The organism is Pseudomonas sp. MF08875 (assembly GCF_059862525.1).
In genome coordinates this window covers 50,124-76,578 of record NZ_JCBCUW010000029.1, presented here as the reverse complement: position 1 = coordinate 76,578, position 26,455 = coordinate 50,124, and the positions used below count along the sequence as shown (strand labels likewise).

The window sequence follows — 26,455 nt, the reverse complement described above, 5'->3', positions numbered from 1 at the left end:
CCGTCGAAGCCGTCAATCGGACAGTAGCGAGGATCAATCTACGCCCGCGCAAGCGCTTGGGCTGGAAGACGCCGTACGAAGTGCATACAGGGGTGAGCGTTGCACTTATGTGTTGAATTCAGGACTCCTTTCCCCGCCATCGGCGACAACAACTTCGGCACGACTTTCTGGCAGTGGAGTCCCGATCAATCCAACCCGACCTTATAAGCAGGTAAACATGACCACACCCTGGATTATCGACACCGAAGAAGGCGTCACCTACGTCAAAGGCCGAATCCTGAAAAAGGCCTACACCCGCGCGGAAGAAGGCGCCACCGAAGACGCTATTGTCACCTGTTGCGACCTATGGTCCCTGGTGCAAGCGCAAAGCATCGCCCTGTTGGCGCAAAACAACGTCTTGGTGCCCAAAGCCTTAAGGCGCGCCAAACGCACCGCCGGCAACTATGCCCAACTGTTCCTGGACGATGAAGGCACCGAACATCAGGGCCGCTTTTACTGGGCCGGCCTCGCCGCATTTGCCGCCAAGCAAGTCGTGGATGGCATCGAGTTCGCTGAAAGTAAATTCGATCATTTCATGGCCGACGCCAGGCTCATGTCTCGGGTCAGTTACTACTACTTGCTCAAGGGTAACTTCTGGCTGTTTCTCGAAATCACCCCGTGGATGCTCTATTGGCGCAAGTTTGGCCGCGAGGCGTTCTTTCGCGATGTCGATTGCCGGGATGTCACCACCTACGACCCGGTCATCACCCAACAGGTACAAGCCATGCCTTGGGCCCTGGGGGAAAACACTTCCTTGCGCCTGGATATGGAAAAGAACCTGCGCAAGTTAGATATCCGCCACCTCAACTGGCAGATGAACCTGACCGACGATAAAGGCGCGTTGGCGGAAATTAATCAGTGCAGGGCGACAGCGCCTTTGAAAGAGGGGTTTCGTTGGATTGAAGAATATGAGACAGCTGAAAAAACGACGCCTAATAGATTCAAGGAAGACCAAGCTTTCAAAAGCGCCGAGCACTTTCTGAAGCACGAACAAAATATTCACTTGCAAGCGATGATTTATAGCCACCCTGAGTTTGAACTGGCTATCGATAGTAATGACTTGGGGCGCAGGCTTTGGAACTTGGTGGGAACGAAGGATCCGACATTAGTATTTAATGCCGCGCCCATGATTACCCGGGAGATTGAAATTCGTGAGTTACAGCCCTATGGGCTTACGGAAGAAGACGTGACGGTCACTATGGGTTTGAAGCAGGGAAAACTCTACGACCCAGAGGCAAGGATGAAATATGTAATGGCCATCCTCAAGCAGTACCATTATCTGATGACAAAAGGTCGTGATTTTGACGGCCAGTTCCGCCTCTACATGATTGAGCAGATGCAGGTAATTGCAGCTTGGAAGGAGGCCTAATCATGCGTCGACATCAGCACCGGTGGTTACTGGGCGTCGGACTGCTACTAATATCTGTCCTTATCGTTAAATTTGCGAGCACCTATTTATCAACTGATAGGTCTTCCGCCAACTATAGGAATTCCCTTATGAATACTCGTGTGCTCGAGTTCGCATTAGGCGAACAAGGTGATGCCATTGTCCAACGTGCCAATTTTTCCATTCAACGCTCCGGGGTGAACAGCGTCCTGTTCTATACAGCTCAAAATGCTCAGCCAAAGCTTAGGCATCCAAAATACGGTTTAATATTCCCCTATGCCTACATGGTCCTTTTCTACGACAACGCCCGCGACACTTATGGGGTGGACGAAGTCGATATGAGCATCGAACTTCCCGACGCTCCACTTTTTGAAAAAATGACTGACCCGCAGCTTGAAGCATATGATCGGCAGGTTTATGAATTAGTAATGAATCTTCAGGCCAGCATTCAAGCAGTCGGTTGGCAACGATACATTATGCTGAGTGACCCCCGCCTAACTGGACGTATAACCTATCGTTTCAAAAGCAACTACCAAACACAAACAACCGACATGGACCCGAAGTTGATATCGCCACTTTTGGCCGACCCTAACTATCAACTTACCTGGGAGGAATGGCAAAATCTCAAGGGGGACTTTAATTGGCTATGGCAGGCCGAAGGCATGTTATTGGAAGTCCGCTATATGCGAGACTTCCGTACAGAGAGTTCTAAAAGACGTATTCTTGACAATTTGAATGTCATCCTCCAAACAACTAACAGCCTAAGCGGCGCCAGCCATCCCAACGAAGCCACACGCGCCAAATACGCCACAACCCTAGCAGGCGCCTTACTCCTGCGAATCAAGGCAGAAGAACAAGCACGAGCCCTGGGCTTACCCATCCTGGAAAGTTATCAAGACCCCACCATGGTCACGGGCGTGCCCGTGCCTTCGATGGAGAGCGTGGCAAAAGCCGAAGCCCTAAAACAAGCCCAAACCGCGCCACCGGAGCCGGTGTTACGCAAAGCCGCCGGCGAACTTTGCCCCCAGTCCGGGTGGTGGTTCACCCCCCCCCAAGTCAATTCCCGCCGTTACTTCCAACAAGGCACTCCTTTCCCCGCCATCGGCGACAGCAACTTCGGCACGACTTTCTGGCAGTGGAGTCCCGATCAATCCAACCCGAGGCTGTGACAACTGTCATGCCTTGGGCTTGGCCTTGCGGGGCTTGAGGTATTTGGTCAGGCCCTGGAACCACATCACCAGCGCCGGGTTGCCTTTGATCTGGATCGATTTGTCCTGAATGCCGGTCATGAACGCCAATTGCTTGTTCTTGGCCTGCATCGTGGCGAAGCCATAGGCGGCGTCCTTGAAGGCGATGGCGAACGCCGGTTCCGGGTACAGCCCGGATTTACTGGTGATGCGTTGGTTCTTGACCAGGAAGTGACGCGCCACCTTGCCGTCCAGGGTCTGTAATTGGAACACCAGCTCCTTGTCACCCAATTGCTGCTGAAACGCCGGGTTGGTGCGGCTGGCTTTGCCCATCAGCAAACCCAGCATCCACAGAAGAAAACGAAATTTCATGGGCACAGCCTCAATAGAAAAATGAACGGCCGGCGCAGTTTAGCGAGTTGGTTAAAGAACACCACAGTTACTGATCGTTAGGCGCAGATGGTGTATTTTTTGCGGCTGATGACTACCAGGTCACGCATTTAAATCTCTCCGGGGTTAATCCGCGCCCACAAAAAATGGGCACCCAACCCGGTTGGCGTGCCCACTTTTCAATACCGCGGGGGAGTTACGGGTTGACGCTGTCTTTAAGCGATTTGCCCGGTTTGAACGCGACGGTATTGCTGGCCTTGATTTTCACCGGCTCACCGGTCTGCGGGTTTTTGCCGGTGCGCGCGCCACGGTGGCGTTGCAGGAACGTGCCGAAACCTACCAGGGTGACGCTGTCCTTGCGGTGCAGCGCGCCGGTGATTTCTTCAAGCACTGTGTTGAGTACGCGGTTGGCCTGTTCTTTGGTGAGATCGGCTTTTTCGGCGATGGCGGCTGCGAGATCTGGTTTGCGCATAGGTGAAGCCTCTTTGACGGTTTTTTGTTGTTATGTCCGTGCCGCCCCCGGAGGGCGGCGCCAAGGCACCGCAGGCTCTACGCTGCGGCAGACGGGTGTGAGGATGGCACGCGCCCGACAGGGGCGCCAGTCTACTTGGGTGCTTTGTCGGCGCAAAAGCGGGGTGTATCCGACAGAACGACCTGTATTTACGCCAGCAACGCCGGAAGTTCCTTGTTCAGCGCCAGTTTGTCCATCAGCGCCGCGCCGGTGAGGGCATAGCCAAGCAATTGGCCGTCGGCGGCACGGCATAGCACCTTGATGTCGCCGCCCTGGCCTTCGACGGTCCAGTTGCCTTCCGCGCCCCGTGGCGGGGTGGAGACCACGAGCGGGCAGACCGGGGTTTTCACCGTGATCGGCATCGGCCCGTATTTGACCGCCGTCGGGTTGCCCACCAGGGTCTGTGCCAGGGCCTTGGAGCAGCTCATCAACGGCATCACGTACAGAAGGTTCAAGCCATCAACCTCGGCGCAGTCGCCCAGGGCATAGATATTGGCGTGGGACGTTTGCAGGTGGCGGTCCACCACCACGCCCCGGTTGACCACCAGGCCTGCCGCAGCCGCCAGGTCGATACGCGGGCGCAGGCCGATGGCCGATACCACCACATCGCAAGCAATCACCTGGCCATCAGACAGGTGCGCTTCAAGCCCCTCGGGCACCCGTTGCAGGCGATTGAGCACTGGCCCCAGGTGGAAACGCGCGCCAATGCCTTCAAGCCCGGCTTGTACCGCAGCGGCGGCGGCCGGGTGCAGCAGGGTTGGCATCACCTGCTCGCACGGTGCCACCAGTTGCACTTCGTAGCCGCCCAGGATCAGGTCGTTGGCGAACTCGCAGCCAATCAGGCCGGCACCCAGTACCAGGACGCGGCGCTTGCCGGCCGCTGCGGCGCGAAAGCGCGCGTAGTCTTCCAGGTCGTTGATGGGGAAGATCGACTCGCCGGCGTCGCCCTGCACCGGCACGCGCACGGTTTCCGCGCCCCAGGCCAGGATCAGGTCGCGGTAGGCCACCGCCTCTTCGCCGATCCACAGGCGTTTGTGGCCCGGGTCAATGCCGCTGATGCGCGTATGGGTGCGAACCTCGGCCTTGAGCTGTTCGGCCATGGCGCCGGGTTCGGCCATGCTCAGGCCATCGGCTTCCTTGTTTTTCGCAAAACCGGTGGAGAGCATGGGTTTGGAGTAGGAGCGGCCGTCATCGGCGGTAATCAACAGCAACGGGGTGTCGCTGTCGAGCTTGCGAAACTCCCGTGCCAGGTTATAGCCCGCCAGCCCGGTACCGATGATGACGACAGGTGCGCTCATTGCTTTCTCCTTGTTGTTGGATGAGTGAAATCAGGCGATTTCGATCATTTCAAAATCCATTTTGCCAACGCCGCAGTCTGGGCACAGCCAATCTGCCGGGACGTCTTCCCAGCGCGTACCGGCGAGGATGCCATCATCCGGCCAGCCGTCCGCTTCGTTATAGATCAGGCCGCAGACCACACATTGCCACTTCTTCATTGCTTACTTCCTCGGTTTCTCAGGCTTTTGCAGGCGCGAACGGTCGATAGACGGTTTGGGATAAGGCTTGGGTTGCCGTTCGGCTCAGGGCGTTTTGTACTGATCGGGATCAACAGATGCAAGCACGTTCGACGCACATACCGCAGCCCACCGGGCAAAATCGCCGGGCAGCATGTTAAGCTCGCCGCCTCATTTGCTGCCAATAATGACCCGCCGTGCCGCATTCAATGCTCGCTGTCTGGCTGCCCCGCAGCCAGTTATCGCCCCTCCCCGCTGCGCAAACCCTCGCCTGGTTGTTCGACGAAGGCTCCCTGACCCGGCGCCTGACGGCGCTCTCCCACGACGCCTTCAGCGTCACCCCGCTATTCGAGGGCTGGCAGGTGCTGCGCGACGACGAGTGCGCCACCCTGCAACTGCCCACCGGCAGCGAAGGCTGGGTGCGCGAGGTGTACCTGCGCGGCCACGGCAAGGCCTGGGTGTTCGCCCGTAGCGTGGCGGCGCGCAGTGCCTTGCAGGATGGCGGCTTGAACATGGACGAGTTGGGCAGCCGCTCGTTGGGCGAGTTGCTGTTCTGCGACCAGGCGTTCCAGCGGCGCGCCATCGAGGTTTGCCACTACCCGCGCCAGTGGCTGCCGGCCGAGTGCCAGGCCAGTGGTTTGTGGGGCCGCCGTTCGCGGTTCGATCGCGGCGCCCTCAGCGTCCTGGTGGCGGAAATCTTCCTGCCGGCCCTCTGGCACGCCGCCTGCGCCACCGAGGAGAACAGCTGATGTACCAACGCCTGCTCAAATCCCTGAACCACCTCAACCCCCGCGCCTGGGACTTTGTCCAGCTCACGCGAATGGACAAGCCCATCGGCATCTACCTGCTGCTATGGCCGACCCTGTGGGCGTTGTGGATCGCTGGCAAGGGCTCGCCGTCCCTGGCCAACATCGTGATTTTCGTGTTGGGCGTGGTGCTGACCCGCGCCGGCGGCTGCGTCATCAACGACTGGGCCGACCGCAAGGTGGACGGCCATGTCAAACGCACCGAACAACGGCCGCTGGCCAGCGGCAAGATCACTTCTAAAGAAGCGCTGGTGTTTTTTGCGGTGCTGATGGCTATCAGCTTCCTGCTAGTGCTGCTGACCAACGCGGCGACGATCTGGCTGTCGTTCGGCGGCCTGGCCCTGGCGGCCAGCTATCCGTTCATGAAGCGCTACACCTATTACCCGCAAGTGGTGCTGGGCGCGGCGTTTTCGTGGGGCATCCCGATGGCGTTCACCGCCGAAACCGGCAGCCTGCCTGCCACCGCGTGGTTGTTGTGGATCGCCAACCTGCTGTGGACCGTGGGCTACGACACCTACTACGCCATGACCGACCGCGACGACGACCTGCGCATCGGGGTCAAATCCACCGCCATTCTGTTCGGCGACGCCGACCGCGCCATTATCCTGACCCTACAAGTGCTGGCCCTGGGTTGCCTGCTGCTGGCCGGTTCGGCTTTTGAGCTGGGCGCCTGGTTCCACGCCGGGTTGCTGGTGGCGCTCGGCTGCTTTGCCTGGGAGTTCTGGTACACCCGCGACCGCGACCGCCTAAAGTGCTTCCGCGCGTTTCTGCATAACCACTGGGCGGGGTTGGCGATTTTCGTCGGGATTGTGCTGGACTACGGGGTGCGTTGAGGGCTGTTGGCGGGGCCGTGTTTTAGATCGCTATCGCGGGCTGGCCCGCTCCCACAGGGGTGGCACTCTTCAGCTGTGGGAGCGGGCGGCGACTCGACCCAAGCTACGGCTTGGCCACTTTCCAGGCGCCGTCCATTTTGCCGTCGCCGGTCTTGTCCCCGGCCTGCTTGTCCATCACGAAGGTGTACAGCGGTTTGCCGCCATAGGCCCATTGCATCGTGCCGTCGTCACGCTTGATCGCCGTCCACTTGCCCATGTCCTTGTCGGTGGCAGCGGCGGCCAGCGGTGGCCAGTTGGTGGCGCACTTGTCGTTACACATGGACTTGCCGTCGGCGTCCTTGGCGAAGGTATAGAGGGTCATACCCTGGTGATCGACCAACACGCCGTCCTGGCTCATCGCCGGGTCGGCAGCCAGCGCCAGGCTCGGGAGAATGAGCGCCGCGGCGGCCAGTAGGGCTTTGCAGGAGTAAGTCATGGAAACCGTCCTTTTGTGGTGGTGAGGATTCGGACTCCAAGCTTAGTTCAGGAACCCCTCCTACGCCGGGGGCCAAAAATACTGTCACACGACTGCAATAATTCCGTTATCTAATGCGGCGCAAGACAGTTAAATGACAAGAGGATTGAGCATGGTTGGCAGGAGCATTCTGATCGTTGACGACGAAGCGCCCATCCGCGAGATGATCGCCGTTGCGTTGGAAATGGCCGGCTACGACTGCCTGGAGGCAGAAAACTCCCAGCAGGCCCATGCCATCATCGTCGACCGCAAGCCCGACCTGATCCTGCTGGATTGGATGCTGCCCGGCACCTCGGGCATCGAGTTGGCCCGGCGCCTCAAGCGCGATGAGCTGACCGGGGATATCCCGATCATCATGCTCACGGCCAAGGGCGAGGAGGACAACAAGATCCAGGGCCTGGAAGTGGGCGCCGACGACTACATCACCAAACCGTTTTCTCCTCGCGAACTGGTGGCACGCCTCAAGGCCGTGCTGCGCCGCGCCGGCCCCACTGATGGCGAAGCGCCGATCGAAGTCGGCGGCCTGCTGCTCGACCCTATCAGCCACCGCGTCACCATCGACGGCAAACCCGCCGAAATGGGCCCTACCGAATACCGCTTGCTGCAGTTTTTCATGACCCACCAGGAACGCGCCTACACTCGCGGGCAACTGCTCGACCAGGTGTGGGGCGGCAACGTGTACGTCGAAGAACGCACGGTGGACGTGCATATCCGGCGCCTGCGCAAAGCCCTCGGCGAGGCTTACGAGAACCTGGTGCAAACCGTGCGTGGCACTGGTTATCGCTTTTCGACAAAAGGTTGAAGGCAGTTGCGAGTGGTTAGCGGCCAGCGGCAAGAAAAAGCCGGATCGCTCTAACTTGAAGCTTGCAGCTCAAAACTTGCAGCTGCTTTGAAGGATTCAAAGTGAACCAGAATTGGCATGGCACCCTGATCCGCCACATGCTGCTGTTAACCACCGGTTGCCTGCTGGTGGGGCTGATGAGTGGCTACTACGGCTGGAGCCTGGCCATTGGCCTGGCGGTGTACCTGGGCTGGACTCTCAAGCAGCTCCTGCGCCTGCACGAGTGGCTGCGCCAGCACAAACCCGACGAGCCACCGCCCGATGGCTATGGGCTGTGGGGCGAGGTGTTCGACAGCATCTATCACCTGCAACGCCGCGATCAACGGGTGCGCGGGCGCTTGCAAGCGGTGATCGACCGCGTGCAGGAATCCACCGCCGCCCTCAAGGACGCGGTGGTGATGCTCGACAGCGACGGCAACCTGGAATGGTGGAACCGCGCCGCCGAAACCCTGCTGGGCCTCAAGACCCCACAGGACAGCGGCCAACCCGTGACCAACCTGGTACGTCACCCGCGCTTCAAGGAGTATTTCGAGCAGGACAGCTACGCCGAGCCGCTGGAAATCCCCTCGCCCACCAACGATCGCCTGCGTATCCAGCTCTACATCACCCGCTACGGCAACAACGAACACCTGATGCTGGTGCGCGACGTGACGCGCATCCATCAACTGGAGCAGATGCGCAAAGACTTCATCGCCAACGTCTCCCACGAACTGCGCACGCCGCTGACGGTGATCTGCGGCTACCTGGAAACCCTGCTCGACAACGTCGAGGAGGTGAACCCGCGCTGGGGCCGCGCCTTGCAGCAAATGCAGCAACAGGGCGGGCGCATGCAGACGTTGCTCAACGACTTGCTGCTGCTGGCCAAGCTCGAAGCCACCGATTACCCCTCCGACAACCACCCCGTGGCGGTCGATACCCTGCTGCAATCGATCAAAAACGACGCCCAGGCCTTGTCCGGCCAACGCAACCAACGCATCACACTGGAGGCCGACCCCGGGCTGGCGCTCAAGGGCAGCGAGGCGGAGTTACGCAGTGCGTTTTCCAACCTGGTGTTCAACGCGGTCAAGTACACCCCCGCCGAGGGCAACATCCGCGTGCGCTGGTGGGGCGACGAGCAAGGCGCGCACCTGAGCGTGCAGGATTCAGGCATCGGCATCGACAACAAGCACCTGCCGCGCCTGACCGAACGTTTCTACCGCGTCGATTCGAGCCGCAACTCCAACACCGGCGGCACCGGGCTGGGGCTGGCCATCGTCAAGCACGTGCTGCTGCGCCACCGCGCGCGCATGGAAATCAGCAGCGTGCCGGGCCACGGCAGCACGTTCACCTGCCATTTCGCCCCGGCGCAGGTCACGCGGGTATTGCTGGCCGACCCGGACTGAGCGGGTTAAGGCGCTAGCCTCAAGGGGGCGCTGGCTTGCCTGCGATGGCCGCCAGCAAGTCGCCCAGATTGCCCGCAGCACCTAAAGGCCACTAGGCAAGCGCCCTATCAGCCGCTACATTGCCTGACTTGCGCCTGCTCAGCAGGCCCGTAACACCCCCTTTTTGATTAGACGGAACCCGCAAAACTCCATCATGGACCCTTCCCCTGGCTTGACCTTCGCAACACTGTTCGCCGATTTCGGCATGATTCTTTTTGCACTTGTCCTGGTTCTGCTCAACGGCTTCTTCGTTGCGGCCGAGTTCGCCATGGTCAAGTTGCGCTCGACCCGCGTAGAGGCCATCGCCGAGCAGAATGGCTGGCGCGGGCACATCCTGCGCACCGTGCACAGCCAACTCGACGCCTACCTGTCGGCCTGCCAACTGGGTATCACCCTCGCCTCCCTGGGCCTGGGCTGGGTCGGTGAACCGGCGTTCGCCCACATCCTGGAGCCGCTGCTCAGCGCCGTGGGTGTGGAATCGGCTGAAGTGGTCAAAGGCGTGTCGTTCTTTACCGCGTTCTTCATCATTTCGTACCTGCACATCGTGGTCGGCGAGTTGGCGCCCAAGTCCTGGGCGATCCGCAAACCCGAGCTGCTGTCGCTGTGGACTGCCGTGCCGCTGTACCTGTTCTACTGGGCCATGTACCCGGCTATCTACCTGCTCAACGCCAGCGCCAACGCCATTTTGCGCATCGCCGGCCAAGGCGAGCCCGGCCCGCACCACGAACACCACTACAGCCGCGAAGAACTCAAGCTGATCCTGCACTCCAGCCGTGGCCAGGACCCCAGCGACCAAGGCATGCGCGTACTGGCTTCGGCCGTGGAAATGGGTGAACTGGAAGTGGTCGATTGGGCCAACTCCCGCGAAGACCTGGTGAGCATCGAGTTCAACGCGCCGCTCAAGGAAATCCTCGCCCAATTCCGCCGCCACAAGTTCAGCCGCTACCCGGTGTACGACACTGAGCGCAACGAGTTCGTCGGCCTGTTGCACATCAAGGACCTGCTGCTGGAACTGGCGGCCCTGGACCACATCCCCGAATCGTTCAACCTGGCTGAGCTGACCCGCCCGCTGGAACGCGTCTCGCGGCACCTGCCGCTGTCGCAGTTGCTGGAACAGTTCCGCAAGGGCGGCTCGCACTTCGCCCTGGTCGAAGAAGCCGACGGCAATGTCATCGGCTACCTGACCATGGAAGACGTGCTCGAAGTGCTGGTGGGCGACATCCAGGACGAACACCGCAAGACCGAGCGCGGCATCCTCGCCTACCAACCCGGCAAGCTGCTGGTGCGCGGCGACACGCCGCTGTTCAAGGTCGAACGCCTGCTGGGCATCGACCTGGACCACATCGAAGCCGAAACCCTGGCCGGGTTGGTCTACGAAACCCTCAAGCGGGTGCCGGAAGAGGAAGAAGTGCTGGAAGTCGAAGGGCTGCGCATCATCATCAAAAAGATGAAAGGCCCGAAAATCGTCCTGGCCAAGGTGTTGATGCTCGATTAATCAACGCCCTCACTGCCCGCCCAACGCAAAGTTGGGCAAAGCCCCCAACGGTTGGTTGAACTGGTAGGGGATCGACACCAGCCCCAGCCCGGTATTGCGCTGCACCACAAAATGCAGGTGCGGGCCGCTGCTGTTGCCGGTGTTGCCCGACAGGGCCAGGGCGCTGCCCACCGCCACCCGTTGGCCTTCGCGCACACTCACCGAACCGCGCTTGAGGTGCAGGTACACACCCATGGTGCCGTCGTCGTGCAGCACCCGCACGAAATTGCCGGCCGGGTCGGTGCCGCGGCCACTCTGGCCGTTCTCGGTTTTCACCACCACCCCGCCACGCGCCGCGATGATCGGCGTGCCTTCGGGCATGGCGATATCGATGGCGTAGCGGCTCTTGGCGCCGAAATGGCTGTAGCTGCCATTGGCGCCCTGGCTCACGCGAAACGGCCCACCCCGCCAGGGCAACGAGTAGCGATAGGCCTGGGCGACGCCTGAGGGGTCGCCCAGCGAGTAACGCAGCCGTGGGGTATAGGCCAGCGGCTTACCGGCCCGCGTGGCCGTGAGCAGCGCCAGGCGCTGGTTGCTGCGCGCCGGCAGGATCTGGCGGATGGGCCGCGGCGGCGCGCCGCTGACATTCTTCAACCCGGCAAAGCTCAGCTCGATTTCCACCGGGGCGTACAGGTCATTGCGCACGAACACGCTGTCCACGCCCTTGTGCTGCTTGATATCCAGGCGTACCTGGCGCTCCAGGCGTTCGACCATGCGGTCGCGGAACACGAACGGCTGGGCCCCGCGTGACGGTCGGTCGCTGTAGGAAACCACGCCATTGGCGTCGGTGGACTTGTAGATCGTCATGGCCGCCGCCGAGCTGGCGACCACGCACAGACCACAGAAAACAAGCACGCGCGCGAACATGGGACGACGCTCTGTCAGAAAAGACGTGAAAGCAGCCTAGCAGCTGCAATCCATCAGCGTAGGGGGCCAATGTTGCAAGTTCAGGACGCCGGCGCGGCGGCGTTCAATTGCAGTACCGGGTAGGCCGCGCCCGTGTCCACCCAGCGAAAGCTGCCGGGCGCGGGCCGTAGGGTTTCCCAGTGCTCGGCACTCCATTGCAGGGCCAGCCAGGGTTGGCCGTATTCGTCCAGGTGATCGACTTTCCACACCAGCCCCGAGCCCAGCAGCAGTTGATAGCAGCGCCGTTCTTCGTCCGTGGCGTCGTCGGCCACCTGGGTGAGTTGGATGCCCTGGGTCAGCCACACTAGCCGCCCGCCCTCGACAAAGCCTTGGCTCACGCCCTCGCACAGTTCGCAGATCATCGCTGGCATCTCCTCAACGCAAAGGCCTGATGATGGCGCGAACCAGGCACGCTGCAAAAGCCCCAAGGGATGTCTGTCCATGTAGCAAGCGGGTTCGCCCGCTTGCTACGAGGGTCAGGCGCCGGGGACGAAGTGCTTTTGCGCCGTGCCGCGGGCGATGAGGCGGGAGATATAGTCGAGTTTCTGCGCATCTTGGTCGACGAAGCGGAAGGTCAGTTGCAGCCATTCGCTGTCGGGCTTGGGCTCGTGGGCGACAACGGCGTGCAGGTAGCCGTTGAGGCGGGCGATTTCAGCGTTTTCGCCCTGCTCCAGGTCGAGCACGGCGCTGTCGAGGATCTGCGGCAGGGTGTCGGTGCGTTTAACCACCAACAGTGCTTCCTTGATGCTCAAGGCCTTAATCACGCAGGTTTGGGTGCCGCTGGGCAGGCGCAACTGGCCCTGGCCACGACCGCCAGTGACACTCGGCGCAGCGGACTTGACCGGCGGGCTGTTGAGCAGGCCCTTGGACGGCACCACCGGGGCGGAAGGCTTGACCACTTCGGCCTTGCCGCCGGTCAGGGCGCTGAGGGAATCGTTGCCGAACGCCGAGTTCATCTTGGTTGGCGCGCTGTTCATCAAGGTGTCGAGCTTGCCGACCTTGTTCAGCGCCTGCTTGACCTTGGTCAGCAGTTGTTCGTTGGTGAAGGGTTTGCTCACATAACCGGAGACCCCAGCCTGGATCGCCTGGACAACGTTTTCCTTGTCGCCACGGCTGGTGACCATCACGAACGGCATGCCCTTGAGCTGTTCTTGGCCACGGCACCAGGTCAGCAGTTCCAGGCCCGACATTTCCGGCATTTCCCAGTCGCACAGCACCAGGTCGAACGACTCGCGGGCCAGGATGGCCTGGGCCTTCTTGCCGTTCACCGCGTCTTCGATCTTGATGCCCGGGAAGTAGTTGCGCAGGCACTTCTTCACCAAGTCACGAATGAACGAAGCGTCGTCCACCACCAACACACTGACCTTACTCATCGACCACCCCTTTTAAAATCCCGGCAAGCATAACGCTGGCTGATGGCAATTCGCCAAAACTCTTCAGTCACGCCGGGACTTTTTTCGTTCGCGGGTGCTATGAATTCAAAAACCGCAAACAAAAACGCCCGGCCAGAGGGCCGGGCGCTTTTACTGGGCAACCTTACTTATCGTCAGCTTTGCCCGGAACATTAGCCTTTTCAGCGCTGGTGCCTTCAACTTCTTCCTTCATACGCGCCAGGCCCAAATGGCGCACGTCGGTGCCGCGCACCAGGTAGATCACCAACTCGGAAATATTGCGCGCGTGGTCGCCAATGCGCTCCAGCGAACGCAGCACCCAGATGATGCTCAGTACCCGGGAGATGGAGCGCGGGTCTTCCATCATGTAGGTGGCCAACTCGCGCAGGGCGGTCTTGTATTCGCGGTCGATGATCTTGTCGTACTGGGCCACCGACAGGGCCAGTTCAGCGTCGAAGCGGGCGAAGGCGTCCAGGGCATCGCGCACCATGTTGCGTACCTGGTCACCGATGTGACGCACTTCGACGTAGCCACGTGGCGCTTCGCCTTCTTCGCACAACTGGATGGCACGGCGGGCGATCTTGGTGGCTTCGTCGCCGATACGCTCCAAGTCGATCACCGATTTGGAGATGCTGATAATCAGCCGCAGGTCCGACGCCGCCGGTTGGCGACGGGCGAGGATGCGCAGGCACTCTTCGTCGATGTTGCGTTCCATCTGGTTGATCTGGTCGTCGATCTCACGCACCTGCTGGGCCAGGCCGGAATCCGCCTCGATCAGCGCCGTCACGGCGTCATTGACCTGCTTTTCCACCAACCCGCCCATGGCCAGGAGGTGGCTGCGCACTTCCTCCAGTTCAGCGTTGAACTGGGCGGAAATGTGATGGGTTAAACCTTCCTTCGAAATCATGGTTTTGCTCCGCAAAAGCTGTAAGTCACAAGCTACAAGCTGCAAGTTGATCGGTGGCGCTGCGTTGAACCGCGCTTACTGGCCGCTTAAAGCTTGCGGCCCGTAGCTGCCCCCCTACTAGCCATAGCGACCGGTGATGTAGTCTTCGGTCTGTTTTTTCGCCGGGTTGGTGAACAGGGTGTCGGTATCGCCGAATTCCACCAGTTTGCCCATGTACATGAACGCGGTGTAGTCGGACACCCGCGCCGCTTGCTGCATGTTGTGGGTAACGATGACGATGGTGAACTTGGATTTGAGCTCGTAGATCAGTTCTTCGACTTTCAGGGTCGAGATCGGGTCGAGTGCCGAGCAGGGTTCGTCGAGCAGCAGCACTTCAGGTTCCACCGCGATGGTGCGGGCGATCACCAAGCGTTGCTGCTGGCCGCCGGACAGGCCCAGGGCCGATTCGTGTAAGCGGTCCTTGACCTCATCCCACAGCGCCGCGCCCTTGAGCGCCCATTCCACGGCTTCGTCGAGCACGCGTTTTTTATTGATGCCCTGGATGCGCAAGCCGTAGACCACGTTTTCGTAGATGGTCTTGGGGAACGGGTTGGGCTTTTGGAACACCATACCGACGCGGCGACGCAGTTCGGCCACGTCTTCGCCCTTGCGGTAGATGTTGTTGCCGTACAGGTTGATGGCGCCCTCGACGCGGCAGCCGTCCACCAAATCGTTCATGCGGTTGAAGGTGCGCAGCAACGTGGATTTGCCGCAGCCGGACGGGCCGATAAATGCCGTCACGCGCTGCTTGGGAATGTTCATGCTGACGTCGAACAGCGCCTGTTTTTCGCCGTAGAACAGGCTCAGGCCGGGCACTTCAATGGCCACGGTTTCCTGGTCCAGGTTCAGGCTCTGCTTGTCGCGGCCCAGGGCCGACATGTTGATGCCGTGGCTGTGTGTTTCGTGTTGCATGGTCGCACTCCGTTTGTAGCTGCAAGCTTCTAGCTGCAAGCCGCAAGATTTGAGCAAAGGCGGCTTGTAGCTGGCCGCTTGTGACTAAACGTACGTTTTAGCTGCAAGTTTTTAGCTGCAAGCTACAAGGTTTGAGCAAAAGCGGCTTGTAGCTTGCCGCTTGCCGCTAACAGCTTCAGCTGTCCAACGCTTTGTATTTTTCGCGCAGGTGGTTACGGATCCACACCGCTGACAGGTTAAGTGTGGCAATCACCAGTACCAGCAACAGCGCCGTGGCGTACACCAGCGGCCGCGCGGCCTCGACGTTGGGGCTCTGGAAGCCGACGTCATAGATGTGGAAGCCCAGGTGCATGATCTTCTGGTCCAAGTGCAGGTACGGGTAGTTGCCGTCCAGGGGCAGCGACGGCGCCAACTTGACCACGCCCACCAGCATCAGCGGCGCCACTTCGCCCGCGGCGCGGGCCACGGCGAGGATCATGCCGGTCATCATCGCCGGGCTGGCCATGGGCAGCACGATCTTCCACAGGGTCTCGGCCTTGGTCGCGCCGAGGGCCAGGGAGCCTTCGCGCACGGTGCGCGGGATGCGCGCCAGGCCTTCTTCGGTGGCCACGATCACCACCGGCACCGCCAGCAGCGCCAGGGTCAGGGACGCCCAGAGCAGGCCCGGGGTGCCGAAGGTCGGTGCTGGCAAGGCTTCGGGGAAGAACAAACGGTCCACCGAGCCACCCAGCACATAGACGAAGAAGCCCAGGCCGAATACCCCGTAGACGATGGCCGGGACGCCCGCCAGGTTGTTCACCGCAATGCGGATCAACCGGGTCATGGTGCCCTGGCGGGCATATTCACGCAGGTACACCGCCGCCAGCACGCCGAACGGGGTGACGATCATGGCCATGATGAGGGTCATCATCACGGTGCCGAAAATCGCCGGGAAGATCCCGCCTTCGGTGTTGGCTTCACGGGGGTCGTCGCTGAGGAATTCCCAGACCTTGCTGAAGTAGAAGCCGATTTTGGTGAGGGTGCCCATGGCGTTCGGCTGGTAGGCATGCACCACTTTGCCGATGTCGATCTCGATTTCTTTGCCGTTGGCGTCGCGGGCGGTGAGGCTGTCGCGGTTGAACTGGGCGTGCAGGTCGGCCAGTTGCGCCTCGATGGCCTGGTAGCGGTTGTTCAGCTCGGCGCGGTCGGCGTCCATATCAGCCTGGGCGGCGGCGTCGAGGGTGCCGGCCAGTTCCAGTTTGCGCCCGTGCAGGCGCACCCGCTCAAGGCCGGCGTTGATGGCGCCGATATCGGATTTTTCCAGGGTCTTGAGCTGGGCCGCCAGGTTGCTCACGCGCTCGATGCGTGCTTGCAGTTCGGGCCAGGCTGCTTCGCCTTCGGCTACCACCTTGCCGGCCTCCTTGACGTTGACCAGGTAGCCGTAGAAGTTGCCCCACTCGCGGCGCTCCAGCGCCATCAGCTCGCGCGGGGTGGTCTGGTTGGTCAGCCAATCGCCGACGATCCAGGTGAAGTCCGTGCCGTTGATGTCGCGGTTGCCGACTTTAATCAGCTCGCGGGTCATGAATTCCGGGCCGTCATCGGGCACCGGCAGGCCGGCGCTCTTGAGACGGGCGCGTGGCACTTCTTCCTTCTGCACCACTTCACCGACGATCAGGTGATTGGCCTGGCCCGGTACGTCGTAGTTGGCGTGGACCAGGTCGGCCGGCCAAAAATGGCCCAGGCCGCGCACCGCGATGACCGCCAGCAGGCCGATGGTCATGATGACCGCGATGGAAACCGCGCCACCGCTGATCCAGACGCCCGGGGCGCCGCTCTTGAACCAACCTTTCAGGGAGTTCTGTTTCACAGACTTCTACCTTTGTTAAAGCGACGAATATTTCTTGCGCAGACGCTGACGAATCAGTTCGGCGAGGGTGTTCATGACGAAGGTGAACAGCAGCAGCACCAGCGCCGAGAGAAAGAGCACGCGGTAGTGGCTGCCGCCGACTTCCGATTCGGGCATTTCCACCGCGACGTTGGCGGCCAGGGTGCGCAGGCCTTCGAACAGGTTCATTTCCATGACCGGGGTGTTGCCCGTGGCCATCAGCACGATCATGGTTTCCCCGACCGCGCGGCCCATGCCGATCATCAGCGCCGAGAAAATCCCCGGGCTGGCGGTGAGGATCACCACGCGGGTCATGGTCTGCCACGGCGTGGCGCCCAGGGCCAGCGAGCCCAGGGTCAGGCCGCGCGGCACGCTGAACACGGCGTCTTCGGCGATGGAATAGATGTTGGGGATCACCGCAAAGCCCATGGCCAGGCCCACCACCAGAGCGTTGCGCTGGTCGTAGGTGATGCCCAGGTCGTGGGAGATCCACATGCGCATGTCACCGCCGAAGAACCAGTTCTCCATAAACGGGCTCATGTACAGCGACAGCCAGCCGACGAGCAGGATCACCGGGATCAGCAATGCGCTTTCCCAGCCTTCCGGGACCTTCAGGCGGATCGATTCGGGCAGGCGGCTGAAGGTGAAACCGGCGACCAGGATGCCGATCGGCAGCAGCATCAGCAGGCTGAAAATGCCCGGCAAGTGCCCTTCGACATACGGCGCCAGGAACAGGCCGGCGAAGAAGCCGAGGATCACCGTGGGCATGGCTTCCATCAGCTCGATCACGGGTTTGACCTTGCGGCGCATGCCCGGGGCCATGAAGTAGGCGGTGTAGATTGCGGCGGCAATCGCCAGCGGCGCGGCCAGCAGCATCGCGTAGAACGCGGCCTTGAGCGTGCCGAAGGTCAGCGGCGAGAGGCTCAGCTTGGGCTCGAAATCGGTGTTGGCGGCGGTCGATTGCCAGACGTACTTGGGCTCGTCGTAGTTCTCGTACCAGACCTTGCTCCACAGCGCGCTCCAGGACACTTCCGGGTGCGGGTTGTCCAGCAGCAACGGTTGCAGCTTGCCGCCCGCTTCGACGATCACGCGGTTGGCCCGTGGCGACAGGCCGAAAATCCCGGCGCCGTCGACCACTTGGTCCACCAGCAAGGTGCGGTGCGCGGTGCTGTGGAACACGCCGAGCTTGCCGGCGGCGTCCAGGGCGACAAAGCCCTTGCGGCGCTCTTCGGCGGTGATTTCGAGGATAGGCGCGGTGCCCATCTGGAAGGTGCGGATCTGCTTGAGGCGCTGTTCGCCGTCCGGGTCGCGGGCCATGAACCACTGGGCCAGGCCGCCCTTGGAGTCGCCGACGATCAGCGAGATGCCGCCCACCAGTTGGGTGCTGGCGGTGACGTGCGCCTCGCCGTCCTCAAGCAGTTTGTAGCGGCCGTTGAGGCTCTTGTCGCGCAGGCTGAACACGTCGGCCTGGGCGCGGCCATTGACCACGTACAGCCATTGCTGGCGCGGGTCGATGAAGATGGCTTTGACCGGCTCGGTCATCTGCGGCAGGTCGATGCGCGCCTGCTCGCTGGTGACTTCGCCGGTCATCATGTTTTCTTCGCTGGTCAGCGACAGCACATGCAACTGCGAACCGGTGGAGCCGGCGAGCACCAGGGTGGTGTCGGTGGCATTGAGGCTCACGTGCTCCAGGCTGCGGCCTTGCTCATCGAGGGCAATCGGCGCTTCGCCGTAAGGGTACTCAATGGCGGGCGAGATGGTTTTTTTGCTGTCCGGGTAGGTGACCTTGTAGGTGTGGCGGAACACCAGCGCCTGGCCGTTGGACAGGCCGACCACCACCAGCGGGCTGCCAGGCTGATCTTCGCCGATGGACGAGACGCTGGCACCGGCCGGGATCGGCAGGCTTACGCGGCTCAGTTCGGCACCGCTGTCGAGGTCAAAAAACAGGGCCTGGCCCTTGTCGGAAACCCGCATGGCAACCTGGTTCTGCTCTTCGAGCGAGATCATCAGGGGCTTGCCGGCGTCCTGCATCCAGGCCGGGGCGAGCGGGTCCTTGGCGGTCAGGTCGGCGCCCTGGAACAGCGGCATCACCACGTAGCCGAGGAAGAAGAAAATCAAGGTGATCGCCGCGAGAACGGCCAGCCCGCCCACCAGGACGTACCAGCGGGTCAGGCGATCTTTAAACGCGCGGATGCGGCGCTTGCGTTGCAGCTCAGGCGTATTGAAATCAATTCGCTTGGGAGGAGAAGTCGTAGTCATGGGGGAATTGGCCAGATCATTCATGCGCACACCCTAGCGATCCTGTATGACAGAAAGATGACAATGCAGTGACGCAACAAATCCGCCGCCCGTGGGTACTGGCAGCGGACCGAAAAATTGAAGGGTGTAGGCGGACCTGGGTGGGCCCGGCGCTACACCGGGTAATGCAGGCTTATGCGCCTTATTTCAGACCCAGGTCAGCCAGTGCCTTGGCGGCGACTTTGGCTGGCAGCGGGATGTAGCCGTCTTTGACCACAACTTCCTGGCCCTGCTTGGACAGCACCAGTTTCACGAACTCGGCTTCCAGCGGGGCCAGAGGCTTGTTCGGGGCTTTGTTGATGTACACGTAGAGGAAGCGCGACAGCGGGTACTTGCCGTTCAGGGCGTTTTCTTCGGTGTCTTCGATGAAGTCAGTGCCGCCCTTCTTGGCCAGGGCCACGGTTTTCACACTGGCGGTCTTGTAGCCGATGCCCGAGTAACCGATGCCGTTGAGCGAAGAGCTGATCGACTGCACAACCGACGCCGAGCCTGGTTGCTCGTTGACGTTGGGCTTGTAGTCGCCTTTGCACAGGGCTTCTTCTTTGAAGTAGCCGTAGGTGCCGGATACCGAGTTACGGCCGAACAGTTGCACTGGCTTGTTGGCCAGGTCGCCGGTCACGCCCAGGTCGCCCCAGGTTTTCACGTCAGCCTTGGCGCCGCACAGGCGAGTGGAGGAGAAGATCGCATCGACCTGTTCCATGGTCAGGTGCTTGATCGGGTTGTCCTTGTGCACGAACACGGCCAGGGCATCCACTGCCACCGGGATGGCGGTCGGCTTGTAGCCGTACTTCTGCTCGAAGGCCGCCAGTTCGGTGTCCTTCATCTTGCGGCTCATCGGGCCCAGGTTAGAGGTGCCTTCGGTCAGCGCAGGTGGCGCGGTGGCGGAGCCAGCGGCTTGAATCTGGATGTTGACGTTCGGATATTCTTTTTTGTAATGCTCGGCCCACAACGTCATGAGGTTGGCCAGGGTATCGGAACCGACGCTGGACAGGTTGCCCGACACACCAGTGGTCTTGGTGTAGCTCGGGATAGCAGGGTCAACAGCGGCAACCGCATTGGCAGTCGCTACGCCAGCAGCGACAAACGTCATTGCCGCCATCAAACGCTTCAGTTTCATGCCTTACTCCTAGCAGATAGGGTGTGTTATTCGGGGCCAAGTATCAGCAGGCCGTGTGAACACTCTATGGCTGGAATATGACAATTAGATGAAAGGCCATTATCTGGCTAGGGGCCGGCTACCGAGGCATCGTTCATCGCGGGCGAGCCCGCAGGTTCAACGCAGGCCTGTGTGGGAGCGGGCCCGCCCGCGATAAGCCCTCACTGCTAGCGCCCCTGCTTCCACAGGTACGCACCCACCAGCATCCCCACGCCACAGATGATTGCCACGTAATAGGCCGGGCCCATCGGGCTTTCCTTGAGCAGCAGGGTCACCACCATCGGGGTCAGGCCACCGAAGATCGCGTAGGCCAGGTTGTAGGAGAACGACAACCCGCTAAAGCGCACCACCGCCGGGAACGCCTTGACCATCACATAGGGCACGGCGCCGATGGTGCCCACCAACAGGCCGGTGAGCGAATACAGCGGGAACAGCCAGTCCGGGTGGTTGAACAGGCTGTGGTAGAAGGTCCAGGAACTGAGCAACAGCAAACCGCTGCCCACCACGAACACCCGCCCGGCGCCGAAGCGGTCCGCCAGCGCGCCGGCGGCGATGCAGCCCAGGCTCAGGAACACGATGGCCAGGCTGTTGGCCTGCAACGCGGTGGTGGGCGCGAAGTGGTAGACGGTTTGCAACACGGTGGGCGTCATCAGGATCACGACGATGATCCCGGCCGACAGCAGCCAGGTCAGCAGCATCGAAATGACGATGGCACCGCGATGGTCACGCAATACCGCCCGCAGCGGCACTTCTTCGGCCAGGGCCTTGCGCAGTTGCAGCTCGGCGAACACCGGGGTTTCGTGCAGCCAGCGGCGTAGGTACACGGAAAACAGGCCGAACACGCCGCCCATCAGGAACGGAATCCGCCAGGCGTAGGCGGCGACTTCCTCGGGGGTATAGAGGCTGTTGATCGCCGTGGCCATCAGCGAGCCCAGCAGGATCCCCGCCGTCAGCCCCGACGTCAGGGTGCCGCAGGCGTAGCCGACATGGCGCTGTGGCACGTGTTCGGACACGAACACCCAGGCCCCTGGCACTTCGCCGCCAATGGCCGCGCCCTGGATCACGCGCATTACCAGCAGCAGGATCGGCGCCCACATGCCGATCTGCGCGTAGGTGGGCAGCAAACCCATAATCAGGGTCGGCACGGCCATCATGAAGATGCTCAGGGTGAACATCTTCTTGCGCCCCAGCAGGTCGCCGAAGTGCGCCATGACGATGCCGCCCAGGGGCCGCGCCAGGTAACCGGCGGCGAAGATGCCGAAGGTCTGCATCAGGCGCAGCCATTCGGGCATGTCCGCGGGGAAGAACAGCTTGCCCACCACCGTGGCGAAAAACACGAAGATGATGAAGTCGTAGAACTCCAGCGCACCGCCCAGGGCGGACAGGGACAAAGTCTTGTAATCGTTGCGCGTCAAGGGACGGGCGGGCTGCACAGGCTGTGCAGTGCTGGAAGGCACGCTGGTCATGGCAAGGCTTCTCTTATAGTCGGTTCTGCAAGCTCAACAACGCTGGTTGAAGCCTGGGCGGGTTCGGCACGATAGCAAATTGTTCTAAAAAGCACATACAGCCGCGTAATAGAGGGCCAAAATGCGAACCGGACGGTCGTCGCGGGGTCTATCCACCGATATACTCGCTGCCTTGCTACCTCAAAGGATTGCTGTGCGAAAACGCCTAATGACGCCCCCGGGCACCGGGCCAGGCGGTTTCGCAGAGTTTTCCTTAGTTCGCCTTATGAAGAACGTGACGAACGCAGTATGTTCGGGGCTGAATCGTTTTTCCTGAAGACGGCTATTCTCCTGATGTATTACGGGTCAGAGGCCCTCCGGCATGATAGAGCTCGAACAAGAAGATCCAATCCCCCAAGGCGACCTGGCCTTGCAAATCACCGCCCTGCCCCGTGAAACCAACGGTTTTGGCGATATTTTCGGCGGTTGGCTGGTGGCGCAGATGGACCTCGCCGGCACGGCGATGGCCAGCAAGGTGGCAGGCGGGCGCGTGGCGACCGTGGCCATCGACCGCATGGCATTCCTGGTGCCGGTGGCGGTGGGCGCGCAGTTGTCCTTTTATACCCAGGCCCTGGAAATCGGCCGCAGCTCGATCCAGATGATGGTCGAGGTGTGGAGCGACGATCCGCTGTCCAGCGAATGGCGCAAAGTCACCGAAGCGGTGTTCGTGTTCGTCGCCATCGACGGCAGCGGGCGCACCCGTTCGGTACCTTCCCGGGCCCGCTGAACCAACGCCCGCCCCTGCCTGCCAAGAGATGCGCACCATGCCCACGCCCACTGTTGAAGCGGTAAAACTCGATGAGCTGAACTGCTGGCGCATCCGCCATGCGGGGGCCGAATTGCTGGTGGCCCAGCAAGGCGCGCATATCCTCAGTTATCAACGGGCCGGGCAACCGCCGCTGGTGTGGCTCAACGACCGCGCCACCTTCACCACCGGCAAAGCCATCCGCGCCGGCGTACCGGTGTGCTGGCCGTGGTTCGGCAACCTGGCACGCAACCCGCACAGCGTGCAGGCGATGTACAGCGGCGAACAACCGGCCAGCGCCCACGGCTTGGTACGTGCCATGGACTGGGAACTGAGCGGCATCGAAAGCGAAGGCCAGGCGCTGAAGATCGACTTCGCCCTGCCCCAAGCCGCAACCGGCCTACCGGGCTGGCCGCACCGGGTCGAGCTGAAGCTGAGCATCCGCCTCGACGAGCAACTGCACATTGACCTCACCAGCCATAACCTGGGCGCCGACGCGGTGACCCTCAGCCAGGCGCTGCACACCTATTTCGCCGTCAGCGACGTGCGCAATGTGCAGGTGCAAGGCGTGGACGGGCTCCGCTACATCGAAACCCTGGACGACTGGAAAACCCTCACCCAACGGGGCGACCTGCACTTTGCCGGGGAAACCGACCGCATCTACCTCGATGCGCCCCCACACCTGAGCATCCTCGACCCGCACTGGCAGCGCCGCATCCAATTGACCAGCCGCGGCTCACGCTCGGCAGTGGTCTGGAACCCCTGGAGCGAACGCGCCGCCCACCTGGCCGACATGGCCGACGACGGCTGGCAGCGCATGCTGTGCATCGAAACCGCCAATGTGCTGGACGACGTGGTGACCTTGGCGCCGGGGGCCAGCCATACGCTGGGGGTGAGTGTTATGGGCATTGCCCTGTAACCGGCGCCAACTCTGTGGGTGCGCAACTACAGCGGCAATCCACTGTGGGAGCGGGCTCGCCCACTCCCACAGACGCTGCTCCCACTCATGACAGAGCCTTCCCCTACAAATCCGCCTCCTGCACCACCTTCACCTTGGCCGCGTCCAGCGCATAGGCTGCGTCGGCCAGGTCGTTGCTGACCGCTTCAACCTTGAGGGTGCCGGTCACCCACAGCGGCGTGTAGATGTCCTCCAGTTTCAAGCCCTTGGGGTAGCGCACCAGCACCAGTTGATTGGGCGGCGGCGGCGGCACGTGGATGCACGCGCCCGGGTAGGGCACCAGAAAAAACAACGTGCTACGGCCCTTGGCGTCGGTTTCCAGCGGCACCGGGTAGCCGCCCAGGCGAATGGCCTTGTTGTTCATCGCCGCCACGGTCTTGTTCGAGTACATCACCGCCGGCAAGCCCTTGCTCTGCTTCAAGCCACCCTTTTCGTTGAAGGTGCCATTGGCCTCGGGGGAGTTGTGGTCGATGTCCGGCATTTGTTCCAGGGCGAGCTGGTCCGACTTGGGCATCAGCTCCAGCCAGTCGGTTTCCGCCAGTTCGCTGGCATGGGCCAGGCCGCAGCCCAGGAGTAGGAAAGTCAGGAGAAGACGGCGCATGAAGGGCTCGGCAAATAGAGGAAGGAACGGTCGCCGGGCATTCTAGCCCTCAACGCCTGCGCAGCGCAGAGGGCCTTGTTGCGATGAATCAGTTCTTTTTCACCAGGCCGTAGATCACCAGCAGCACCACGGCGCCCACCAGTGCACCGAGGAAGCCTGCACCCTGGCCTGCTTCATAAATGCCCAGCGCCTGGCCGCCATAAGTGGCCGCCAGCGAACCGGCGATGCCCAGCAGGATGGTCATGATCCAGCCCATGCTGTCGTCGCCCGGTTTGAGGAAACGTGCCAGCAAGCCGACGATCAGGCCGATAAAAATGGTTCCGATAATTCCCATGGCATTGCCCTCTGGATAAGTGAGATAGATCCAAGCCTAGCCAGACTTTGGCATCCTGCCATCAGAGGGCGGCGGGGCCGCAATGGTTCCCGCTATGCCACACGGGTTACTCGGCGATCAGCGCCTGCACCCTGAGGATCTGGCGCTCCAGCGTGGCCGCATCGGCACAGCGCAGGTTGGCGTGGCCGACCTTGCGCCCGGCCTTGAACGCCTTGCCGTAGTGATGCAGGTGGCAATCGTCGATGGCCAGCACCTTGTCCACGTCGGGCACGCTGCCGATGAAGTTGAGCATCGCGCTTTCACCGACCTTGGCGGTCGAACCCAACGGCAGGCCGGCAACGGCGCGCAGGTGGTTTTCGAACTGGCTGCACTCGGCGCCTTCGGTGGTCCAGTGCCCGGAGTTGTGCACCCGTGGCGCGATCTCGTTGGCCTTGAGGCCGCCGTCCACTTCAAAGAACTCGAACGCCATCACGCCCACGTAGTCCAGGTGCTTGAGCACACGGCTGGAATAGTCTTCGGCCAGGGCCTGCAACGGGTGGTCGGTACTGGCCACGGAGAGCTTGAGGATGCCGCTCTCATGGCTGTTGTGTACCAGCGGGTAGAAGCGGGTTTCGCCATCGCGGGCCCGCACGGCGATCAGTGAGACTTCGCCGGTGAACGGCACAAAGCCTTCGAGCAGGCAGGCAACGCTGCCCAGTTCGACGAAGGTGCCGACCACATCGGCGGCGCTGCGCAAAACCTTCTGGCCCTTGCCGTCGTAGCCCAGGGTGCGGGTCTTGAGCACGGCCGGCAGGCCGATGGCGGCCACGGCGGCGTCCAGGTCGGCTTGGGACTGGATGTCGGCGAACGCCGGCGTGGGGATGCCCAAATCCTTGAACATGCTCTTCTCGAACCAGCGGTCACGGGCGATGCGCAACGCTTCGGCGCTCGGGTACACGGGCACGAACTGCGACAGGAAGGCCACGGTTTCAGCCGGTACGCTCTCGAACTCGAAGGTCACCAAGTCCACTTCGTCGGCCAATTGGCGCAAGTGGTCTTGGTCGCCGTAGTCGGCCCGCAGGTGCTCGCCCAAAGTGGCGGCGCAGGCGTCCGGCGCCGGGTCTAGGAAAGCGAAATTCATGCCCAGCGGGGTACCCGCCAGGGCCAGCATGCGGCCCAGTTGGCCGCCACCGATTACACCGATCTTCATCGTCAATAACCTCAGGCGATGCGTGGGTCTGGATTGTCCAGCACGCTGTCTGTCTGCTCAGCACGGAAGGTTTTGAGCACCGCGTGGAACTGCGGGTGCTTGGCGCCCAGGATACTCGCCGACAGCAGCGCGGCGTTGATCGCGCCGGCCTTACCGATGGCCAGGGTGGCGACCGGGATGCCGGCCGGCATCTGCACGATCGACAGCAGCGAATCGACGCCCGAGAGCATGGCCGACTGCACCGGCACGCCCAGCACCGGCAGGTGGGTCTTGGCCGCACACATGCCCGGCAAATGGGCCGCGCCGCCGGCACCGGCGATAATCACCTCGATGCCCCGCGATTCAGCTTCTTCGGCGTACTGGAACAGCAGGTCCGGGGTGCGGTGGGCGGAGACCACTTTCACCTCGTAGGGGATGCCGAGTTTTTCCAGCATATCGGCGGTGTGGCTAAGGGTGGACCAATCGGACTTGGAGCCCATGATGACGCCAACCAATGCACTCATCGTCGTGCCTCTTCTCTCTGGGCGCCCGCAGGCGCGTCAAAAAACAACAAGCCACGCAATGTGCGTGGCTTGTTGTACGAATTATGGCCAGTCGAGCCGGCCGAAGGCCGCGCAGTATACCGCAATGAAACAGATAAACAGCCCCTTTGCTGACCATCCGTCAAACGGCG

The 26,455-nt window shown here is 61.6% G+C and carries 27 protein-coding genes and 1 pseudogene; 10 read left to right on the top strand and 18 right to left on the bottom strand.

What is annotated here, in order from left to right; genetic code table 11:
- The 3 genes and pseudogenes from AC19YT_RS17745 to AC19YT_RS17735 all read left to right on the top strand — a co-directional run.
- Positions 1-116: pseudogene (locus AC19YT_RS17745) on the top strand (IS30 family transposase); the annotation flags it as partial.
- Positions 117-217: 101 nt separating this feature from the next.
- Positions 218-1,408 (top strand): DUF2515 family protein, encoded by a 1,191-nt coding sequence (locus AC19YT_RS17740; RefSeq protein WP_500610725.1) that lies wholly within the window; start codon positions 218-220, stop codon positions 1,406-1,408.
- Positions 1,409-1,536: 128 nt separating this feature from the next.
- Positions 1,537-2,595, top strand: a complete 1,059-nt coding sequence (locus tag AC19YT_RS17735; RefSeq protein WP_500610724.1) for a hypothetical protein — start codon at positions 1,537-1,539, stop codon at positions 2,593-2,595.
- A gap of 6 nt (positions 2,596-2,601) precedes the next feature.
- Here AC19YT_RS17735 and AC19YT_RS17730 read toward each other — a convergent pair whose 3' ends face one another.
- The 4 genes from AC19YT_RS17730 to AC19YT_RS17715 all read right to left on the bottom strand — a co-directional run bounded on the left by AC19YT_RS17730 (position 2,602) and on the right by AC19YT_RS17715 (position 5,010).
- The gene (locus AC19YT_RS17730; protein WP_095108667.1) at positions 2,602-2,985 is read right to left on the bottom strand and encodes a helicase; all 384 of its coding nucleotides are present in this window, start codon (positions 2,983-2,985) and stop codon (positions 2,602-2,604) included.
- Between the two features lie 214 nt (positions 2,986-3,199).
- Complete coding sequence (locus AC19YT_RS17725) at positions 3,200-3,475, bottom strand: HU family DNA-binding protein (RefSeq protein WP_095108666.1); 276 nt, start codon at positions 3,473-3,475, stop codon at positions 3,200-3,202.
- Positions 3,476-3,663: 188 nt separating this feature from the next.
- On the bottom strand, positions 3,664-4,812 hold the full coding sequence (locus AC19YT_RS17720; RefSeq protein WP_095108665.1) for an NAD(P)/FAD-dependent oxidoreductase: 1,149 nt from the start codon (positions 4,810-4,812) through the stop codon (positions 3,664-3,666).
- A 30-nt stretch (positions 4,813-4,842) separates the two neighbouring features.
- The gene (locus AC19YT_RS17715) at positions 4,843-5,010 is read right to left on the bottom strand and encodes a rubredoxin (protein ID WP_500599447.1); all 168 of its coding nucleotides are present in this window, start codon (positions 5,008-5,010) and stop codon (positions 4,843-4,845) included.
- Between the two features lie 215 nt (positions 5,011-5,225).
- On the opposite strand from AC19YT_RS17715, the gene AC19YT_RS17710 reads away from it, so the two are divergent.
- Both AC19YT_RS17710 and ubiA read left to right on the top strand, forming a co-directional pair.
- The gene (locus AC19YT_RS17710) at positions 5,226-5,777 is read left to right on the top strand and encodes a chorismate--pyruvate lyase family protein (protein WP_500599449.1); all 552 of its coding nucleotides are present in this window, start codon (positions 5,226-5,228) and stop codon (positions 5,775-5,777) included.
- Positions 5,777-6,667, top strand: a complete 891-nt coding sequence (gene ubiA / locus AC19YT_RS17705) for a 4-hydroxybenzoate octaprenyltransferase (RefSeq protein ID WP_095108662.1) — start codon at positions 5,777-5,779, stop codon at positions 6,665-6,667. Before AC19YT_RS17710 ends, ubiA begins: the two co-directional genes overlap by 1 nt.
- 103 nt (positions 6,668-6,770) lie before the next feature.
- On the opposite strand, the gene AC19YT_RS17700 is transcribed toward ubiA, so the two are convergent.
- A complete protein-coding gene (locus AC19YT_RS17700) occupies positions 6,771-7,142 on the bottom strand; it encodes a COG4315 family predicted lipoprotein (protein WP_095108661.1) in 372 nt (123 codons plus the stop codon).
- 151 nt (positions 7,143-7,293) lie between these two features.
- On the opposite strand from AC19YT_RS17700, the gene phoB reads away from it, so the two are divergent.
- The 3 genes from phoB (at position 7,294) to AC19YT_RS17685 (ending at position 10,938) form a co-directional block, all read left to right on the top strand.
- A complete protein-coding gene (phoB, locus tag AC19YT_RS17695; protein ID WP_095108660.1) occupies positions 7,294-7,983 on the top strand; it encodes a phosphate regulon transcriptional regulator PhoB in 690 nt (229 codons plus the stop codon).
- A 137-nt stretch (positions 7,984-8,120) separates the two neighbouring features.
- Positions 8,121-9,404: a phosphate regulon sensor histidine kinase PhoR gene (phoR, locus tag AC19YT_RS17690; RefSeq protein WP_256576582.1), complete on the top strand. Its 1,284-nt coding sequence runs from the start codon at positions 8,121-8,123 to the stop codon at positions 9,402-9,404.
- Between the two features lie 193 nt (positions 9,405-9,597).
- Positions 9,598-10,938 (top strand): hemolysin family protein, encoded by a 1,341-nt coding sequence (locus AC19YT_RS17685; protein WP_095108658.1) that lies wholly within the window; start codon positions 9,598-9,600, stop codon positions 10,936-10,938.
- Positions 10,939-10,947: 9 nt separating this feature from the next.
- Here AC19YT_RS17685 and AC19YT_RS17680 read toward each other — a convergent pair whose 3' ends face one another.
- The 9 genes from AC19YT_RS17680 to AC19YT_RS17640 all read right to left on the bottom strand — a co-directional run bounded on the left by AC19YT_RS17680 (position 10,948) and on the right by AC19YT_RS17640 (position 21,916).
- A complete protein-coding gene (locus AC19YT_RS17680) occupies positions 10,948-11,844 on the bottom strand; it encodes a peptidoglycan DD-metalloendopeptidase family protein (RefSeq protein ID WP_500610723.1) in 897 nt (298 codons plus the stop codon).
- 80 nt (positions 11,845-11,924) lie between these two features.
- Positions 11,925-12,245 (bottom strand): hypothetical protein, encoded by a 321-nt coding sequence (locus AC19YT_RS17675; protein WP_095108656.1) that lies wholly within the window; start codon positions 12,243-12,245, stop codon positions 11,925-11,927.
- Positions 12,246-12,359: 114 nt separating this feature from the next.
- Positions 12,360-13,256: a response regulator gene (locus AC19YT_RS17670; protein ID WP_095108655.1), complete on the bottom strand. Its 897-nt coding sequence runs from the start codon at positions 13,254-13,256 to the stop codon at positions 12,360-12,362.
- Between the two features lie 163 nt (positions 13,257-13,419).
- On the bottom strand, positions 13,420-14,181 hold the full coding sequence (gene phoU, locus AC19YT_RS17665; protein WP_095108654.1) for a phosphate signaling complex protein PhoU: 762 nt from the start codon (positions 14,179-14,181) through the stop codon (positions 13,420-13,422).
- Positions 14,182-14,298: 117 nt separating this feature from the next.
- Positions 14,299-15,132, bottom strand: a complete 834-nt coding sequence (gene pstB, locus AC19YT_RS17660; protein WP_095108653.1) for a phosphate ABC transporter ATP-binding protein PstB — start codon at positions 15,130-15,132, stop codon at positions 14,299-14,301.
- Positions 15,133-15,307: 175 nt separating this feature from the next.
- Positions 15,308-16,978: a phosphate ABC transporter permease PstA gene (pstA, locus tag AC19YT_RS17655; protein ID WP_500610722.1), complete on the bottom strand. Its 1,671-nt coding sequence runs from the start codon at positions 16,976-16,978 to the stop codon at positions 15,308-15,310.
- Between the two features lie 15 nt (positions 16,979-16,993).
- Positions 16,994-19,027, bottom strand: a complete 2,034-nt coding sequence (locus AC19YT_RS17650) for an ABC transporter permease subunit (protein WP_500610726.1) — start codon at positions 19,025-19,027, stop codon at positions 16,994-16,996.
- Between the two features lie 409 nt (positions 19,028-19,436).
- Positions 19,437-20,411: a phosphate ABC transporter substrate-binding protein PstS gene (locus AC19YT_RS17645; protein WP_095108650.1), complete on the bottom strand. Its 975-nt coding sequence runs from the start codon at positions 20,409-20,411 to the stop codon at positions 19,437-19,439.
- 206 nt (positions 20,412-20,617) lie between these two features.
- Positions 20,618-21,916: an MFS transporter gene (locus AC19YT_RS17640; RefSeq protein WP_095108649.1), complete on the bottom strand. Its 1,299-nt coding sequence runs from the start codon at positions 21,914-21,916 to the stop codon at positions 20,618-20,620.
- Positions 21,917-22,277: 361 nt separating this feature from the next.
- On the opposite strand from AC19YT_RS17640, the gene AC19YT_RS17635 reads away from it, so the two are divergent.
- Together AC19YT_RS17635 and AC19YT_RS17630 are read left to right on the top strand one after the other, a co-directional pair.
- Positions 22,278-22,682 (top strand): acyl-CoA thioesterase, encoded by a 405-nt coding sequence (locus AC19YT_RS17635; protein WP_003176975.1) that lies wholly within the window; start codon positions 22,278-22,280, stop codon positions 22,680-22,682.
- A 37-nt stretch (positions 22,683-22,719) separates the two neighbouring features.
- Complete coding sequence (locus AC19YT_RS17630) at positions 22,720-23,619, top strand: D-hexose-6-phosphate mutarotase (RefSeq protein ID WP_500610721.1); 900 nt, start codon at positions 22,720-22,722, stop codon at positions 23,617-23,619.
- Between the two features lie 103 nt (positions 23,620-23,722).
- On the opposite strand, the gene AC19YT_RS17625 is transcribed toward AC19YT_RS17630, so the two are convergent.
- The 4 genes from AC19YT_RS17625 to purE form a co-directional block, all read right to left on the bottom strand.
- The gene (locus AC19YT_RS17625) at positions 23,723-24,259 is read right to left on the bottom strand and encodes a DUF3299 domain-containing protein (RefSeq protein ID WP_500610720.1); all 537 of its coding nucleotides are present in this window, start codon (positions 24,257-24,259) and stop codon (positions 23,723-23,725) included.
- Positions 24,260-24,347: 88 nt separating this feature from the next.
- The gene (locus AC19YT_RS17620; protein WP_095108647.1) at positions 24,348-24,593 is read right to left on the bottom strand and encodes a GlsB/YeaQ/YmgE family stress response membrane protein; all 246 of its coding nucleotides are present in this window, start codon (positions 24,591-24,593) and stop codon (positions 24,348-24,350) included.
- A gap of 106 nt (positions 24,594-24,699) precedes the next feature.
- Positions 24,700-25,782 carry a 5-(carboxyamino)imidazole ribonucleotide synthase gene (locus AC19YT_RS17615; RefSeq protein ID WP_500610719.1) on the bottom strand — a complete coding sequence of 361 codons (1,083 nt, stop codon included), beginning with the start codon at positions 25,780-25,782 and terminating at the stop codon, positions 24,700-24,702.
- Between the two features lie 11 nt (positions 25,783-25,793).
- Positions 25,794-26,285 (bottom strand): 5-(carboxyamino)imidazole ribonucleotide mutase, encoded by a 492-nt coding sequence (gene purE / locus AC19YT_RS17610; RefSeq protein ID WP_007920220.1) that lies wholly within the window; start codon positions 26,283-26,285, stop codon positions 25,794-25,796.
- Between the last annotated feature and the right edge of the window lie 170 nt (positions 26,286-26,455).

What these genes read in the sequence shown, in the direction of transcription:
- AC19YT_RS17740 (WP_500610725.1), top strand. Translation starts at nt 218, where the DNA reads ATGACCACACCCTGGATTATCGACACCGAAGAAGGCGTCACCTACGTC.
- AC19YT_RS17630 (WP_500610721.1), top strand. Translation starts at nt 22,720, where the DNA reads ATGCCCACGCCCACTGTTGAAGCGGTAAAACTCGATGAGCTGAACTGC.
- AC19YT_RS17725 (WP_095108666.1), bottom strand. Translation starts at nt 3,475, where the DNA reads ATGCGCAAACCAGATCTCGCAGCCGCCATCGCCGAAAAAGCCGATCTC.
- AC19YT_RS17730 (WP_095108667.1), bottom strand. Translation starts at nt 2,985, where the DNA reads ATGAAATTTCGTTTTCTTCTGTGGATGCTGGGTTTGCTGATGGGCAAA.
- AC19YT_RS17675 (WP_095108656.1), bottom strand. Translation starts at nt 12,245, where the DNA reads ATGATCTGCGAACTGTGCGAGGGCGTGAGCCAAGGCTTTGTCGAGGGC.
- phoB (WP_095108660.1), top strand. Translation starts at nt 7,294, where the DNA reads ATGGTTGGCAGGAGCATTCTGATCGTTGACGACGAAGCGCCCATCCGC.
- phoR (WP_256576582.1), top strand. Translation starts at nt 8,121, where the DNA reads ATGCTGCTGTTAACCACCGGTTGCCTGCTGGTGGGGCTGATGAGTGGC.
- AC19YT_RS17640 (WP_095108649.1), bottom strand. Translation starts at nt 21,916, where the DNA reads ATGACCAGCGTGCCTTCCAGCACTGCACAGCCTGTGCAGCCCGCCCGT.
- ubiA (WP_095108662.1), top strand. Translation starts at nt 5,777, where the DNA reads ATGTACCAACGCCTGCTCAAATCCCTGAACCACCTCAACCCCCGCGCC.
- AC19YT_RS17645 (WP_095108650.1), bottom strand. Translation starts at nt 20,411, where the DNA reads ATGAAACTGAAGCGTTTGATGGCGGCAATGACGTTTGTCGCTGCTGGC.
- AC19YT_RS17715 (WP_500599447.1), bottom strand. Translation starts at nt 5,010, where the DNA reads ATGAAGAAGTGGCAATGTGTGGTCTGCGGCCTGATCTATAACGAAGCG.
- AC19YT_RS17670 (WP_095108655.1), bottom strand. Translation starts at nt 13,256, where the DNA reads ATGAGTAAGGTCAGTGTGTTGGTGGTGGACGACGCTTCGTTCATTCGT.
- AC19YT_RS17735 (WP_500610724.1), top strand. Translation starts at nt 1,537, where the DNA reads ATGAATACTCGTGTGCTCGAGTTCGCATTAGGCGAACAAGGTGATGCC.
- AC19YT_RS17720 (WP_095108665.1), bottom strand. Translation starts at nt 4,812, where the DNA reads ATGAGCGCACCTGTCGTCATCATCGGTACCGGGCTGGCGGGCTATAAC.
- AC19YT_RS17700 (WP_095108661.1), bottom strand. Translation starts at nt 7,142, where the DNA reads ATGACTTACTCCTGCAAAGCCCTACTGGCCGCCGCGGCGCTCATTCTC.
- AC19YT_RS17615 (WP_500610719.1), bottom strand. Translation starts at nt 25,782, where the DNA reads ATGAAGATCGGTGTAATCGGTGGCGGCCAACTGGGCCGCATGCTGGCC.
- AC19YT_RS17635 (WP_003176975.1), top strand. Translation starts at nt 22,278, where the DNA reads ATGATAGAGCTCGAACAAGAAGATCCAATCCCCCAAGGCGACCTGGCC.
- AC19YT_RS17650 (WP_500610726.1), bottom strand. Translation starts at nt 19,027, where the DNA reads ATGCAGGACGCCGGCAAGCCCCTGATGATCTCGCTCGAAGAGCAGAAC.
- purE (WP_007920220.1), bottom strand. Translation starts at nt 26,285, where the DNA reads ATGAGTGCATTGGTTGGCGTCATCATGGGCTCCAAGTCCGATTGGTCC.
- AC19YT_RS17625 (WP_500610720.1), bottom strand. Translation starts at nt 24,259, where the DNA reads ATGCGCCGTCTTCTCCTGACTTTCCTACTCCTGGGCTGCGGCCTGGCC.
- pstB (WP_095108653.1), bottom strand. Translation starts at nt 15,132, where the DNA reads ATGCAACACGAAACACACAGCCACGGCATCAACATGTCGGCCCTGGGC.
- phoU (WP_095108654.1), bottom strand. Translation starts at nt 14,181, where the DNA reads ATGATTTCGAAGGAAGGTTTAACCCATCACATTTCCGCCCAGTTCAAC.
- AC19YT_RS17680 (WP_500610723.1), bottom strand. Translation starts at nt 11,844, where the DNA reads ATGTTCGCGCGCGTGCTTGTTTTCTGTGGTCTGTGCGTGGTCGCCAGC.
- AC19YT_RS17685 (WP_095108658.1), top strand. Translation starts at nt 9,598, where the DNA reads ATGGACCCTTCCCCTGGCTTGACCTTCGCAACACTGTTCGCCGATTTC.
- AC19YT_RS17620 (WP_095108647.1), bottom strand. Translation starts at nt 24,593, where the DNA reads ATGGGAATTATCGGAACCATTTTTATCGGCCTGATCGTCGGCTTGCTG.